The sequence below is a fragment of the Pseudarthrobacter chlorophenolicus genome (assembly GCF_000962805.1).
GTDB lineage: Bacteria > Actinomycetota > Actinomycetes > Actinomycetales > Micrococcaceae > Arthrobacter > Arthrobacter chlorophenolicus_A.
In genome coordinates this window covers 136,569-150,924 of the sequence record NZ_JZTW01000003.1, presented here as the reverse complement: position 1 = coordinate 150,924, position 14,356 = coordinate 136,569, and the positions used below count along the sequence as shown (strand labels likewise).

At 68.8% G+C, this 14,356-nt stretch carries 15 protein-coding genes; 9 read left to right on the top strand and 6 right to left on the bottom strand.

The features are described 5' to 3' along the window. Window positions 1-40 precede the first annotated feature (40 nt). From UC32_RS05350 to UC32_RS05330, 5 genes are all read left to right on the top strand, one after another. Window positions 41-1,030 (top strand): aldo/keto reductase, encoded by a 990-nt coding sequence (locus UC32_RS05350; RefSeq protein ID WP_045730213.1) that lies wholly within the window; start codon window positions 41-43, stop codon window positions 1,028-1,030. A gap of 49 nt (window positions 1,031-1,079) precedes the next feature. After that, window positions 1,080-1,862, top strand: a complete 783-nt coding sequence (locus tag UC32_RS05345) for an HpcH/HpaI aldolase family protein (protein ID WP_045730212.1) — start codon at window positions 1,080-1,082, stop codon at window positions 1,860-1,862. 2 nt (window positions 1,863-1,864) lie between these two features. Continuing rightward, window positions 1,865-3,103, top strand: a complete 1,239-nt coding sequence (locus UC32_RS05340; protein ID WP_045730211.1) for a sialidase family protein — start codon at window positions 1,865-1,867, stop codon at window positions 3,101-3,103. Then, window positions 3,100-3,774: an SDR family NAD(P)-dependent oxidoreductase gene (locus UC32_RS05335; RefSeq protein WP_045730210.1), complete on the top strand. Its 675-nt coding sequence runs from the start codon at window positions 3,100-3,102 to the stop codon at window positions 3,772-3,774. Before UC32_RS05340 ends, UC32_RS05335 begins: the two co-directional genes overlap by 4 nt. A gap of 465 nt (window positions 3,775-4,239) precedes the next feature. Further along, entirely contained in the window at window positions 4,240-5,082 is an 843-nt protein-coding gene (locus UC32_RS05330) for an esterase/lipase family protein (RefSeq protein ID WP_045730209.1), read from the top strand. Between the two features lie 92 nt (window positions 5,083-5,174). Here the strand turns inward: UC32_RS05330 and UC32_RS05325 are convergent, their stop codons facing one another. Genes UC32_RS05325 through UC32_RS05315 form a run of 3 tightly spaced genes read right to left on the bottom strand, consistent with a single transcriptional unit; the run spans window position 5,175 to window position 7,107 of the window. Then, window positions 5,175-5,978 (bottom strand): alpha/beta fold hydrolase, encoded by an 804-nt coding sequence (locus tag UC32_RS05325; protein WP_045730208.1) that lies wholly within the window; start codon window positions 5,976-5,978, stop codon window positions 5,175-5,177. Then, window positions 5,909-6,361 (bottom strand): hypothetical protein, encoded by a 453-nt coding sequence (locus UC32_RS05320; RefSeq protein ID WP_200896321.1) that lies wholly within the window; start codon window positions 6,359-6,361, stop codon window positions 5,909-5,911. Before UC32_RS05320 ends, UC32_RS05325 begins: the two co-directional genes overlap by 70 nt. Before the next feature lie 20 nt (window positions 6,362-6,381). Then, window positions 6,382-7,107 carry a hemerythrin domain-containing protein gene (locus tag UC32_RS05315; protein WP_045730206.1) on the bottom strand — a complete coding sequence of 242 codons (726 nt, stop codon included), beginning with the start codon at window positions 7,105-7,107 and terminating at the stop codon, window positions 6,382-6,384. Between the two features lie 239 nt (window positions 7,108-7,346). On the opposite strand from UC32_RS05315, the gene UC32_RS05310 reads away from it, so the two are divergent. Further along, entirely contained in the window at window positions 7,347-8,198 is an 852-nt protein-coding gene (locus UC32_RS05310; protein ID WP_045730205.1) for a glycoside hydrolase family 25 domain-containing protein, read from the top strand. Window positions 8,199-8,345: 147 nt separating this feature from the next. On the opposite strand, the gene UC32_RS05305 is transcribed toward UC32_RS05310, so the two are convergent. Continuing rightward, window positions 8,346-9,935 carry an alkaline phosphatase D family protein gene (locus UC32_RS05305; RefSeq protein ID WP_045730204.1) on the bottom strand — a complete coding sequence of 530 codons (1,590 nt, stop codon included), beginning with the start codon at window positions 9,933-9,935 and terminating at the stop codon, window positions 8,346-8,348. Window positions 9,936-10,126: 191 nt separating this feature from the next. On the opposite strand from UC32_RS05305, the gene UC32_RS05300 reads away from it, so the two are divergent. The 3 genes from UC32_RS05300 to UC32_RS05290 all read left to right on the top strand — a co-directional run bounded on the left by UC32_RS05300 (window position 10,127) and on the right by UC32_RS05290 (window position 12,537). Then, entirely contained in the window at window positions 10,127-10,909 is a 783-nt protein-coding gene (locus UC32_RS05300; RefSeq protein WP_045730203.1) for an SDR family oxidoreductase, read from the top strand. A gap of 114 nt (window positions 10,910-11,023) precedes the next feature. Next, complete coding sequence (locus UC32_RS05295; RefSeq protein ID WP_045730202.1) at window positions 11,024-11,725, top strand: hypothetical protein; 702 nt, start codon at window positions 11,024-11,026, stop codon at window positions 11,723-11,725. A gap of 125 nt (window positions 11,726-11,850) precedes the next feature. Further along, a complete protein-coding gene (locus tag UC32_RS05290) occupies window positions 11,851-12,537 on the top strand; it encodes an exonuclease/endonuclease/phosphatase family protein (RefSeq protein ID WP_045730201.1) in 687 nt (228 codons plus the stop codon). Between the two features lie 25 nt (window positions 12,538-12,562). Here the strand turns inward: UC32_RS05290 and UC32_RS05285 are convergent, their stop codons facing one another. Both UC32_RS05285 and UC32_RS05280 read right to left on the bottom strand, forming a co-directional pair. After that, window positions 12,563-13,834, bottom strand: coding sequence for a flavin-containing monooxygenase (locus UC32_RS05285; RefSeq protein WP_045730200.1), 1,272 nt, complete (start codon window positions 13,832-13,834; stop codon window positions 12,563-12,565). Between the two features lie 2 nt (window positions 13,835-13,836). Beyond that, the gene (locus tag UC32_RS05280; protein WP_045730199.1) at window positions 13,837-14,238 is read right to left on the bottom strand and encodes a TfoX/Sxy family protein; all 402 of its coding nucleotides are present in this window, start codon (window positions 14,236-14,238) and stop codon (window positions 13,837-13,839) included. Window positions 14,239-14,356 lie beyond the last annotated feature (118 nt).

Here is a 14,356-nt window from a genome sequence, read left to right as displayed (position 1 = left end):
TTCTGACTTACCGATGCACGCAACCACGAGGAATCAACGCATGAGCACGCAGCCCGAAGGCGCCCAGGTGGACGGCCTGAAGCTCCCTATCTCCCGGCTGGTCCTGGGAACCATGACCTTCGGCGACACCGCTGACGAGGCCACCGCCGGGCGGATGGTGGAGGAGGCGCTCGACGCCGGCATCACCACCATCGACACCGCCAACGCCTACGTGGGCGGGGTCACCGAGGAGATGCTCGCTCGGCTATTGAAGGGAAAGCGCGACGGCGTCATCCTGGCTTCCAAGGCAGGCATGCCGCACGCGGACCACGGCTCCAACACGCCGCTCTCGCCCGCGGGGCTGCGCGCCAGCGTGGAGGGCAGCCTGCGCCGGCTGGGCACGGACAGCATCGACCTGTTCTACCTGCACCAGCCGGACCGGCCCACGCCTCTCTCTGACACTCTGGCCACCGTTGCCGAGCTGGTGGCCGAGGGAAAGATCGGCGCGCTGGGCGTGTCCAACTTCGCCGCCTGGCAGATCGCCGACGTCATCCACACGGCGCGGGAAGTGGGGGCGCCGCAGCCCGTCGTCGCGCAGCAGCTCTACAACCTGGTGGCCCGCCGGCTGGAGGAGGAATACCTCGAGTTCGCCGCCACCCACAACGTGCACACCATGGTCTACAACCCGCTGGGCGGCGGGCTTTTGACGGGCAAGCACAGCTTCGACGCCAAGCCCACCGAGGGCCGCTACGGCGATTCCAAGCTCGCCGCCATGTACACGCAGCGGTACTGGGACAAGCAGCTGTTCGACGCGATCGGCGAGCTGTCCCGCATCGCCGCGGACGCTGACGTGACCCTCGCGGAACTGTCCCTGCGCTGGCTCGCCTACCGGGACGGCGTCGGATCCATGCTGCTGGGCGGGTCCAAGGTGGAGCAGCTGCGCGCCAACATCGCCGCCGTTGCCAACGGACCGCTGCCGGCCGACGTGGTGGACGCCTGCGACGCCGTGGGCACCTCGCTGCGCGGCCCGATGCCCGCCTATAACCGCTGATCCTCTCCTGAACCGAACCTTTGCTGAACCGACTGACTGAAGGACTCTGATGACTTCCGAACTGGCCCTCGAATTCGCCCGCAAGATCCGCGCCCGTGAGCAGGCGGTGGGCTACTGGGCCGTGCTGGACGCGCCCGTGGCCACCGAACGCATCGGCCGCCTCGGCTACGACTACGTGGCCCTGGACGCGCAGCACGGCCTGCTGGGCTACTCGGGCGTCCTCAATGGGCTGATGGCCATCGACGCCGGCCACACCGCCGTCGGCATGGTCCGCGTGGAAGCGAACGACTTCACCGCAATCGGCAAGGCGCTAGACGCCGGGGCCGTGGGCGTCATCGTCCCGCTCATCAACAACGCCGAGGATGCCGCCGCCGCGGTGGCCGCCGCCAAATACCCGCCGCTGGGCGGCCGCTCCTACGGCCCCATGCGCTCGGCCCTGCGGATCGGCCCCGTGCCGGCCGAGGCCAACGCCACCACCATGGTGTTCGCGATGATCGAGACCCCCGAGGGCCTGGCCAATGTCAAGGAAATCTGCGCCACCCCCGGCCTTGACGGCATCTACGTGGGCCCGTCAGACCTCGCCATCGCGGTGGGCGGGGCGTTCCCCGGGGATCCCGCCGTAGAAACCGAATTCAACGCCGCCCTGGAGACCATTGCCGAGGCCGCCGCGTCCGCGGGCATCGCCGCCGGCATCCACACGCCTGCCGGGACCGTTGCGGCGCAGCGGCTGACGCAGGGCTACACCTTCACCACCATCGCCTCGGACCTGACGCACCTGGAACAGATCGCCAAGTCCCACCTCGACGCCGCCACTTCCAAGGAAGCCAAGTAACCATGACCACCACCACGGACAGCTACAGCACCATCACCCCGGACGGGGCGGTCAAGACGGCCGACGGCGCCGACTTCGCCTACCTGCCCGCCCCCACCGTGCAGAGCCACGCGGCCAACCTGCTCACCCTCCCGGACGGCCGGCTGGGCTGCGTCTGGTTCGGCGGCACCCAGGAAGGCGTGCCGGACATCTCCATCTGGTTCTCCGCCCTGGAGCCCGGCAGCACCCAGTGGACCGCCCCGGAGCAGCTCTCGGACGACTCCACCCGCTCCGAGCAGAACCCCATCCTGTTCACGAATACCGACGGTGCGATCTGGCTGCTGTACACGGCGCAGAAGGCGGGCAACCAGGACACGGCCGAGGTCCGGCGTCGTATTTCCCTGGACAGCGGCCGCACCTGGGGCGAGGTGGAGACCCTGTTCGCCGCCAACGAAACGGGCGGCGTGTTCGTCCGCCAGCTGCCCGTGGTGCTGCCGTCCGGCCGGCTGATCATCCCGATCTTCCGCTGCATCACCACCCCGGGGGAGAAGTGGGTGGGCAACAGTGACGACAGCGCCGTGATGATCTCCGACGACGCCGGCGCCACCTGGACCGAAACCGTGCTGCCCGGCAGCCTGGGCTGCGTCCACATGAACATCCAGCCCGTGGCCGACGGCTCGCTGCTGGCCCTGTTCCGCAGCCGCTGGGCCGACTCCATCTACGAATCCCGCTCCACCGATGACGGCTCCACCTGGAGCGAGCCGGTCCCCACCGAGTTGCCCAACAACAACTCCTCCATCCAGTTTGTGGCTCTTACCGACGGCCGCCTTGCCCTGGTCTACAACCACAGCCGTGCGGGGGAGGGCACCGAACGCCGCCTCTCGCTGTACGACGAGATCGACGACGACGGCCTGGCCGATGAGCAGGGCGTCGCCGAGCCGGACGCTTCCGCTTTCTCTGAGGACGACGGCGTCAAGCGCGCCTTCTGGGGCACGCCGCGCTCGCCGATGACCCTGGCGATCTCCGAGGACTCCGGACGCAGCTGGCCCATCCGCCGGAACCTGGACGTGGGGGACGGGTACTGCCTGTCCAACAACTCCCGCGACGGGCTGAACCGCGAGTACTCGTACCCGTCCATCCACCAGGGGCCGGACGGCGCGCTGAACATCGCGTACACGTACTTCCGGCAGGCCATCAAGTTCGTCCGGGTGGACCCGCAGTGGGCGTATGAGGGCAGCACCACTCCCGGCGGGGACGCATGACCCAGCACGCTGTTGTCACCGGGACCAGTTCGGGGATCGGCAAGGCGATCGCCCAGCGCCTGCTCGACGACGGGTGGCGGGTGACCGGGCTGAGCCGGACCGAGTCCTCGCTCGACGGGAAGTTCGAGTGGCTGCAGGCGGACCTCGCTGAGCCCGAATCCCTTGAAGCTGTGGTGTCCGGCCTGGCACCGGCGGATGCCCTGGTGCACGCGGCCGGGTTCCAGCGGACGGCGCACCTGGGTTCCCTTGACCCGGCCGCTTTGTCCGGGATGTTCACGGTGCACGTGGCGGCGGCTTCGGTGCTGGCCAACGCTTTGGTGCCGTCCATGCCCGACGGCGGCCGCATCGTCCTGCTGGGCAGCCGCACCTCCACCGGCATGCCGGGCAAGAGCCACTACGCCGCCACCAAGGCGGCGCTGATGGGGCTGGGCCGGACGTGGGCGCAGGAGCTGGCGCCGCGGGGGATCACGGTGAACGTGCTCTCCCCGGGCCCCACCGACACCCCGATGCTGAACGACCCCGGCCGTGCCGCCACCCCGGTGAAGCTGCCCGCCCTCGGCGCGCTGGTGGACCCGGAGGACGTGGCAGCCCTGGCCGCGTTCCTGCTGGGCCCGCACGGAAAGTCGATCACCGGCCAGAACTACGTGATCTGCGGCGGCGCCTCCCTTTGAGCCGACGCGGTGGTTGAGCCCTTCAAAACCAGGCTCGCCGAACCCCGCCCAAATCGTCCGCTCACTCGCGGCGGGTGCTCCCCGTTCTACCTGCTGCTCTTGCCCAAATCGCTGGAACGGTGCGGGGACGCTGAACCGGTTCAGCGTCCCCGCACCGTTCCAGCGTCCTCGGCGTCCAGGCCCCCCAAACCGGGGCCAGCGTGCACGTTTGTGCAGTGGCCACTGGGCGGACATCCACACCCGGACCCCACGGAAAATACCTACCCACCAGTAACAACGTTCGATCCGGGCCGCCGGCAGGAAACGGAAACGGTCTCCGCCCACACCACCGGACAGGCCGCACATTCGTGCAGTTCCGCTGCTTTCGGGCCGCAGCGCTGCCAGCATGGAAACCGGCCCGGCGCCTGATGACCCCCAACACCAGGCGCCGGGCTTACCCGAAGACAGACGAACAAAGAGGTTTCCATGTCGTTCCTATCCAGGGCCCTGTCCGTTGCGGCAGCAGCGCTCCTTGCCTCGTCCCTGATGTCAGTCCCCGCCCAGGCCGCCGAGGTCTCCCCGCCGGGCGCCAATGACTGGTCCTGCAAACCGTCGGCCGAGCACCCGTACCCCGTGATCCTGGTGCCGGGCACGTTCGAAAGCATGGCGAAGAACTGGTCCACCATGTCGCCGTACCTCAAGAGCCAGGGGTACTGCGTGTTCGCCCTCAACTACGGCGCCACCAATGGCGTTTACGCCACCGCCTCCGTGGCAGAGTCCGCCAAGCAGCTTGCCCCGTTCGTGGATTCCGTCCGGGCCGCCACCGGCGCCAAGCAGGTGGACCTGGTGGGCCACAGCCAGGGCGGCATGATGCCCCGGTACTACATGGGCTTCCTGGGCGGCGCCAAGTACGTCCACCACCTGGTGGGCATCGCGCCGTCCAACCACGGCACCAAGGGCCTGATCGTGCCGCCGCCGGACCTGGTGCCCACCCCCGACTACACCCTTGCCGGCTGTGCCGCCTGCGCTGACCAGCAGGCCGGGTCCGCCTTCATGCAGCAGCTCAACTCCATCGGCGATACCGTGGCCGGGCCCTCCTACACCGTGATCTCCACGAAGTACGACGAGGTGGTCATCCCGTACAACAGCCAGTACCTGAACGGGAGCGCGCGGCAGGTCACCAACCTCACCATCCAGGACAAGTGCCCGGCCGACGTCTTCGAGCATGACCAGACGCCGAACGATCCGGTGGTGCACCAGTGGGTGGGCAACGCCCTGGGCCGCGCGTCCGGTCCCGCGGACCCCGCCTTCCAGCCGGTCTGCCTCTAGCCGGAGGGACGCAGGCTTAAGACGTACGACGGCGGGTGGCCGGCTTCCAAGGCCAGCCACCCGCCGTCGTTCGTAACTACTAAAAAGGCGGTTCAGGAAGCCCGGGACGGTATGGCCTCGTGGTGCCCCGCAGGCCGCCCCTCGGCAAGGTCCCAGTGCCGGCGAAGAGATTCCGCGAGCCGCTGGGGCTCGATCCGGTGCGGCGGGTCGAAGTGGTGGCGCCGGGGGAAGACCTCCAGGTGGAAGTCCGGAAAGAAGACCCGGGCCAGCCGCGCCGCGACATCGCCCTGGTCATCGGGATGGCTGAGCCCGCCCACGGCGTAGTACACGGGACGGCTGAACGCGGCCAGCCGTGACCGGTCCAGGTCGTAGTCCTTGAAGGTACGCAGGAAAGCCGAGAGCCCGGCGGGCCGCTTGGCCATCCACGACGGCGGGGGACCAGGCTCCGGTGACGGCAAGACGACGTCGGGCCTCACTTGGAGCCGCATGAAACCGGCCATGAACTCCTCCGGCGGAAGGCCCTCCAGGTCGTCGTACAACCGGCGGTGCTCAGCATAGGAATGGCTCCAGTCCCAGGTTCCGGCCCAGGCCGGCTCAAGGACGGCGAGGCTCTGCAGCCGCTCCGGATGCTTCGCGGCGAACGCCAGCGCCACCGAACCGCCGCCGGAATAGCCGAGCAGGTGGAACGTCCGCCACCCCCGGGCGTCCGCTTCCCGCAGGACCCCCTCAACCTCGGTGTCCAGCGTCCATTCAGGTGGAGGCTGCTCGTCCCGGTACAGCTCCAGTTCCTTGGCAACGGCCTGCACGGCCGGCCCCAGGGCGTCGATCAGTCCGGCGTATCCGAGCTCCGCGGGAAGGACAGCACCGGGAAGCAAAATGACCCGAATCGGTTCCATGGAAGAACCATACGCCCGCGCCCGGGGAGCGCAATGGGGCGCTGGCGGCGGAGGTTCCGGGCGTGGAGGCAGACCATCAGCACCAGGAGCGGGACGTGGATGGCCGGCAGGTTGCGGGCGAACCAGCGGGGCAGGTAGATGTCCGTGACGGACCCGCTCCCGGCGCCGTAGCGCTCGGCCAGGCCGGTGAGCGGGCAGCGGAAGCCGTTACCCGCGAACACCAGGGATTCGCCGGCCACCACGGCGGCGGCAACCCCCACGCGCTTGTCGGTGCGCCCGGCCAGTCCTGCCACCAGCACGTAAACCACGCACGCCTCGATGGAGAACCACGCCAGCGTGTGCACCGTTTTGACTGCCACCACCGCGGCACGCCGCGAAACCACGGACCGCATTATGGGCGCCGCTACAGCGTCTCCGGTACCGGCCGGCCCGGGAACAGCGTGGCGTACTGTTTCCGGTACATCCGGCGCCCCGCCAGCTTGTATGCCAGCCGGACCGGCGCGGGGATCTCCTTGAACAGTTCAGCCCGGTCTGCGGGAGGGTTGGTGGCCAGCACCATGCCCAGGTAGGCCACCATGAATTTCTTGTCGAACTTCTCGATCCCGTGTTGGCCCACCGCCGCGGCCTCCTTCTCCGTCATCACCCGGTCCACCACTGGCATGACCTCTGTGACCTCGCGGCGCAGGTGCACGTCCAGGACCGCTTTCAGGTCCTCGTACATGGCGGCGAGCTCCGACGCATCTGAAGGGTCCGCCGTCGTCATCCAGCGCAGCCGCACAGGCTCTATGCGTTCGAGCCGCTGCGTGACCTGGCGGTGGTGCTCCAGCATCTGGGCGATGTGCAGGACGCAGCCGGGAGCGCGCTGCTCCAGCGGCGGGTACATCAGCAGATCCTCGCCCTCGTGGTGCACGTGGAGGACCATGTCGAAATTCCCCAGGACTTCACCCACGTACGCGGCCCGCCCGGTATCGCCCGCCGTCACGGAGCGGACCAGGCCAGGCGCCTCTGCATAGGCCCACAGGAAGAAGCGGTGGATGCGGCGCATGGCCGCGGTTCCGGTGCACAGGACCGGCCCGGGCGGCAGGGGAGCTGCGGTCTCACCGGGCTGCATCGTGAAGAAGTCGGTCATGGCAGGGCCCTCTCGTCTCGCGAGACCAGGCCCCTCCCCGCGAGCATCGTATCCCCGCGCCCCATCGCAAACAATGCCGGAAACGCTCAAGGCTCCCGGGCACGCAGGGCGGCGCCCGTCCGCTTGATCCGGCGGCGGTGTGATGGACGACGGCGGGACGCGCCGCCGTCGTTCCTCCCGCCAAAGTGAGGGGCTGCTTCCCCTACCCAGCCCGCCGGGGCGGGCGCAAGATAGCCCGTATGAAGATGAAGACGACAGGCGTGTTCGTGGTCCTTCTGGGGCTGTTTGCTGCCGGAATGGCTCCGGCGGCGGCAGCCCCTCCGTCTGGAGGGACGGACCCGGTGGGCAACGACGTGTCCTGGCCCCAGTGCGGCAAGACCCTCCCGGCTGCCCCGGCCTTCGTGATCGTGGGCGTGACCGGAGGGCTGGCCAACAACACCAATCCTTGCCTCCGTGACCAGCTCGACTGGGCGGGCAAGGCAACCGGTGGAACCACCCAACCCAAGGTCGCCCTGTACGTGAACACTGCCAACCCGGGGCACGAGGGCTCCTGGTGGCCAGCATCCAATACCTACGGGAACGCCAACGTCAGCAATCCCTACGGGACATGCGACGCCAAGGGCCAGGCAGAAGGCCCGGTGGACCTGCCCTGCTCCTACATGTACGGCTACGCCAAGGCCTACGACGACGCCACCATCCGGGGCATCGCGAACCCGGGCAACTACTTCTGGTGGCTGGATGTGGAGACCGGCAGTAGCTGGCAGACAGGCACCTCAAATGCCACGGCCCTGAACCGCGCCACGCTCGAAGGCATGGCCGGCTACTTCAAGGGCATCACCGCGGGCAAGAAGGACGTCAGTGGGAAGCCTGCCGGGGTGGGAATCTACTCCACCGGCAGCCAGTGGGGGACCATCGCGGGGACGGTGCCGGCGGGCAGCCCCTTGGCCGGCCTGCCCAGCTGGCTGGCGGGGGCCAAAACCCTGCGGGGAGCCCAATCGAACTGCTCCCTGCCCGGCCTGACCCCCGGCAGCCCGGTCACAGTGACCCAGTACGTCTCGGCCGGACTCGACTACGACTACGCCTGCCGGTAGGCAACCGGATAGCCAGCCACATAGCTTCCGGCCGCCCCGCTCGACGCATTTGCGTGACTTATGCCCGGAACCGGCGCAGGAACCCGTGCAAAATCGGGGCGCCAGCCAACCCAGGGCTCAAAAGTCACGCAAACGTGTCACAGCGGGTCAGCCCCGCGCCTGCAGCCCCGGGACGCCGTCGCGGATCTCGAAGGAGGCCTTCGTGGACACCGGTGCGCCGGGCGTCGTGACGTGGTCCAGCACCCGGAAGTCCGCGGTCATGGCGTCCTTGGTGATGCGGGTGTTCACGTAGCCGCGGTTGTCGTTGTAGAACTTCAGGTGCGGGTTCCAGGCCATGACCGGGTCCGTGGTGGAGCCGGTGCCGTTGCCCGTGGAGGTAATGGAGGTGCACACCAGTTCGGAGCCCACCACGGGGGAGGCAGGGTCCTTGTAGTCCACCTTGACGTCGTTGGCCCAGTTGCGGTGCACATCGCCGGTGAGGACAACCGCGTTCCGGACGTTGGCGTCCACCCAGCCCTGGGTGATGCGGCGGCGGGAGGACACGTAGCCGTCCCAGCCGTCCATGGAGACGTCGTCCACCTCGAGTGCCTGGGCCCGGTCCCGCTCGGCGAAGAAGACCTGCTGGCCCAGGATGTCCCAGCGCTGGGTGGAGTCCTTGAACCCGTCCAGCAGCCACTTCTCCTGCTCGGCGCCGGTGATGGTCCGGTCCTCGGCCAGGCGTTCGGCCACATTCTTCTTCCAGCCGTCGCCGGCAAGCTGGTCGTCGCGGTACTGCCGTGTGTCCATCATGTGGAAGTTGGCGAGCTGCCCCCACTGGATCTTCCGGTAGATCTTCATGTCCGGGCCCGCCGGCAGCGAGGACGGCCGCAGTGGCATGTTCTCGTAGTACGCCTGGAAGGCAGCCGCGCGGCGCTGGCGGAAGTGCTCGGTGGTGTCGTTGAGCTGGCCGGCGTCGCTGTTCTCCGGCACCTCGTCGGCCCAGTTGTTGTCCACCTCGTGGTCGTCCCAGACCACTGCCCACGGTGCGATGGCATGCGCGGCCTGCAGGTCGGCGTCGGCCTTGTACTGGGCGTGCCGCTGCCGGTACGTCTCCAGCGCGACGGTTTCGGGGCCTTCATGGTCGCGCGGGTTGCCGCCGCCGATCACGTAGCTGCCCTTCTTGTACTCGTAGAGGTAGTCGCCCAGGTGCAGCACCAGGTCCGGGTGGTCCTCGGCCAGGCGCCGGTAGGCGGTGAAGTAGCCGTGCTCGTACTGGGCGCAGCTGGCGAACGCCATGGCCAACGCGGCGGGCGTCTCGTGCAGGGCGGGGCTGGTGAGGGTGCGGCCCACCGGGCTGACGTGCTTGCCGGCGCGGAACCGGTAGAAGTATTCGCGGCCCGGTTTGAGGCCCCGCAGCTCAACGTGCACCGAGTGCGCGCTTTCGATCCGGGCGTGTTCGACGCCGCGGGCTACTACCCGGCGCATGCCTTCGTCCTCGGCGACTTCCCACTGCACCGCAACGTTGCGGGCGGGCATGCCGCCCAGGCCGTCCTCGGCCACCGGGTTCAGCGCCAGGCGGGTCCACAGGACGAAGCCGTCCGGCCACGGCTCGCCCGACGCGATGCCGAGCAGGAAGGGATTGGTGCGGAGGCCGGCGTCGTCAGCGGTGGAAAGCGCGACGGCGGCACCCGGCAGGGCGGCGACGATGCCTGCGCCCAGGCCGGCGGAGATCAGGGTTCTGCGGGAGATGTTGTCCATGCCCTCGAACCTACGGAGGCCGGTTGGACAGGTTCCGTGGGGGATGTGAATGGCGGGTTAACTGCGTGACAAGATCAGTCGAATGCCGTGCCGGGAAAAGATACCGTGCAGGTCCTTGGACTCTGGCCCGGCCGCAGGTGCCAGAGAAGAGTGGATGCCGCACCCCATCCGGCCTGCCTAAGGAAACTGCCATGCCCCGCACGTCCGTGATCACCGGCGCCGCCTCCGGCATCGGGAAGGCTACAAAGGAACTGCTCGAGGAGCGCGGCGAGCGCGTCATCGGCGTTGACCTTCATGGCGCCGAGGTCCTGGCGGACCTGTCCACACCGGAGGGCCGGACCGGCTTGGTGGACGCGGTGCGGGACACCATCGGCGGCAGTATTGACGCGATCTACGCCGTGGCCGGGCTCGCCCTTCCAGCCTCCGCCACGGTTGCCGTGAACTTCTTCGGCACCCTGGCAACGCTGGACGGACTCCGGCCGCTGCTGGCCGGCTCGGACGCACCCCGCGCCCTGTTGGTCTCCTCCATGGCAGCCCTGATGGCCAGCGACGACGAGCTCGTGGCACTGCTCGCCGCCAATGACGAGCAGGCAGCCCTGGCCCGCGCGGAGGTCCTGGCCAAGGAACCGGGCACCACCGGCGGGCTCATCTACGCGTCCACCAAGCTGGCACTCTCCCGCTGGGTCCGGCGGCAAGCTGCCACGCCCGCCTGGGCCGGTGCCGGTATTCCGCTGAATGTCGTTTCGCCGGGCATCATCGCCACCCCCATGACGGCGGACCTGGTCGATACAGAACAGGAGCGGGAGTCGCTGCTCCAGATGGTCCCCATGCCGCTGAACGGCATCGCCGAACCCATCGTGGTGGCCCGCCTCCTCGCCTGGCTCAACAGTCCCGAAAACACCCACCTCTGCGGGCAAGTCATCTACGTGGACGGCGGCAGCGATGTGGTGCTGCGCGGCGATTCGGTGTGGTGACCGGCCCGGACTCCCGGCCTAACCACGCGGACTTTAGTCCCTGTTCTGGAGTAATCCCCGGGCGTAGCTTGAAGGTGGGTCCTGCGCCGCGGGCCCACATTTAAAGGGGGCATCATGACCAGGCCCAGGCGTCCGCTTCTTGGCATATTAGGGCTCAGCGGCCTGATCGTCCTCACCGGCTGCGTCGGGCAGCCCGCGCCGGCTCCAACGGCGAGCTCAGCTGCGCCTACGCCCAGTGCTTCCGGCACCCCCGCCCCGAGCACGACGGCGACCCCCACCACTGCGCCCACCGCAACGACGACGGCCAGCACCCCAGCCGCGCCCACCACCAGCGCCGCCGCGCCGCCGTCGTCCGCCCCTGCCCAACCACCCGTGACGGAGGAACCGCAACCCACCGGGCTGCCGGAGCAGACCGGCCCGCTGACCGTGTACTACGTGGCCGTCGGCGACAACGGGATGTCCGGGCCCCTCATCGGCTGCGGCGACAGCCTGGTGGCCACCACCACAGGACCAGTCACCTTCACGGACCAGGTGAGGCCCAGCGTCGAAGCGCTGCTCGCCAACAAGAGCCGCGACGTCGGCATGTCCGGACTGGTCAACGCGCTCTACCAGTCGAACCTGACCTACGTGGCGGGCGAACTGACCGGCAACACCATCACCATCTGGTTGACCGGGCAGTTCATGCTGGGCGGCGTGTGCGACACTCCACGGGTGACGTCCCAGCTTGAATACACCGCCATGGCGGCCTCCGGGGCCGCTGCCGCAGAGGTGTTCGTCAACGGGCGGCCCATCGATGAGGTGCTGAGCCTGAAGTAGGGAGCCCGGGGGTTTCGACAGGCTTAACCGCCGGGGCTTTGTGCCCTACCTGCCGCTTCCGGCCGGAGCCTAGCCTGAAGGCAGCAGCGGCGCCCTGCCGCCTGCCAGGTTCCGGGAGGCATACGGTGAAATCGGCCAATGCGAGCATCATCGCCGGCATCGTCCTGATGATGCTGGGTGTCCTGCTGATGCTGGACCGGGTGGGCATCCTCGACAGCGGGGCAATCGTTGCGCCGCTGGTGTTCGCCGCCGCCGGTGTCCTGTTCCTGACCGTCTTCGTACGACGCCGGGAGCACTGGTGGGCGGCCATCCCCGGTTCCGTCTTCCTGGGCCTGGCCGCGGTCATCACGTCCGCCGAGCTCACCGGAAGCGGCGCATCCGCAGGCTTCCTGTTCCTCTTCATGGGCGCGGGCTTCACAGCGGTCTACGTCCGTGTCCCGGACAACTGGTGGGCCATCATTCCGGCCGGCGTGATGTTGACGCTGGCCGTGATCGTGGCCCTGCCGCCGGCGTTCCAGGGCACGCCCGTTGCCGCTGTGCTGTTCCTGGGCCTGGCCGCTACCTTTGGCGTGCTGACCCTGGTTCCGGTCCCGTCCCTTGCTGGCACCAGCGCCAGCCACCTCAAGTGGCCGCTGATCCCGGCGGGGGTCCTCGCTGTGCTCGGCGTGATCATGGCGCTGCAGGCCACCGCGGTCCTGATCCCGCTGGACTTTGCCATTCCTGCGGTGATGATCACGGCCGGGATCGCGCTGGTGGTCTACGCGTTCCTTGCCCGGACCGGCAAGCACCGCAAGGTGCACGGCCCCGGCTGAGAAACCCCTGCCCGGTGGTTCTGCCTCAGCCCCGGGCGGCCAGGTGTTCCGCCACGTATTCGGCGTCCGGGCCCACGCCGGGCAGGGTTGCCGAGATGTGCCTGGTCAGCCAGGGAAGCCCGACGGCGTACAGGCCCGGATGCTCCGTCACGCCGCGCACGTGCCTGGGGTAGTTCCACTCGTCGAGGAGGGCGAGTGCCGGGTCCAGCATGCTGAAGTCCAAGCCGTAGCCCGTGCACCAGACCACTGACGTGATGCCCTCGGCCGTCAGGTCCAGCCGGGCGCCTGATTCGGACGGCAGCCAAGCATCCGGCTCCCGGGTTTCGGCCGGTGGGGCGTCGATGCCGGCGGCTTTGATGTAGGCATCCGAAAGGCGCCCCAGCCGCTGTCCGAACCCGGCCTCGGCCTGCGCGAGGCGCTCCGGAAGGTCGTCCGTGAAGACGGGATCGTCGTCGTGCATTCCCTCGAAGCGGCCGTGCAGCCGGACACCCCGCCGGCCCAAGGAGCGCAGGCGGATGCTGCGGCCGCCGCCGTTGCCGGACAGCAGCGGATTGCACATGAACCGGCCGGCGGGGGAGGGGAGCTGGTCCACCTGAAGGGCGTTGATGCCGTACTCCGGGCCGTGCACGTTTACCTGCATGATCCAGTGGAAGACGTCCCGGCCCCGGTACCGCCGGGGCGCTTCAGGGCAGGACGAGACGGACAGGTGCACCGTGCGGCCGGCGTCCAGCAGGTCCTCGGTGATCTGCCCGCCGGACTGCCCGGTCCCCACCACCAGCACCGCTCCGTCCGGCAGCTGGGCGGGGTTGCGGTAATTGTGGCTGTGCAGCTGCAGCACGTCCGGGGAGATTCCGACGGCGGCCGGCGGGATCCGCGGCCGCTGGAAGGCGCCGCTGGCCAGGACGACGTTGCGGGCAGCCCAAGGCCCGCGGTCCGTTTCCACGGTGAACCCGGTGTCCGCGGCGGAGATCCGCGTGACGGCAGTGTCCAGTTCCACCGGTGCTGCGATGTCCTGCGCGTACTCCCGGAACCATGCGATGGTGGCGTCCCGCGGCTGGAACCCGTCCGGCTCCTGCCCTGCATAGGTCCTCCCAGGCAGGTCTAGCGAGAAGTTGGGGGTGTTCAGGTGGAAGGAATCCCACCGGTCCTGCCACGCCCCGCCAAGCCCGGGCCGGCGCTCCAGCAGCCGGTGCTCCACGCCGTGCCGGGTGAGCCAGTAGCTGGTGGCCAGGCCCGCCTGGCCGGCACCCACCACCACGGTATTGGTGTCCTGGCGGGGGACTGCGGGGGATGACATGGCTACTTCGCTGCTGCCCCGGGCGCACCGGTTTTGGGCACCCGGGCCTTCGGCTCCTTGGGCGGCAGCGTGGCGATGTATTCCAGGGCCTTTTCGGCCCATGCCCTGACCCGGGTGTCGTCGCCGTCGCCCTCCTCGTTCCAGATCTCGGGAAGGCCGGTGTACCCGCCCATGGGCCGCTCCGCCGGTCCGAATGGCACGGTCCGCTCGGAGGATTCGAGCACGTTCCGGTCCACGTCGGAGAGTTTCACGCCGATGGTGGAGCCGAACAGGCCGGCAAACATGTTGCCGTTGATGAACGCCCCAAGGTTGCCGAACATCGGTTTGACCACCACGCCCGGATGGTCCGGCACCACCCGCCGGAACCGTTCTTTGTCCTGCTCCGAAGCTTTGGGCATCTCCATTGGTGTCATCTCCCGGGGAGTGGGCTGAATCTGGATGCAGGATATGCCTATTCGGTGTTGTGGTCGAGAGTCCCCGGGCGGCGGCCGGGCCTCGCCGCCGCCCGGAAAAAGGCTGGGC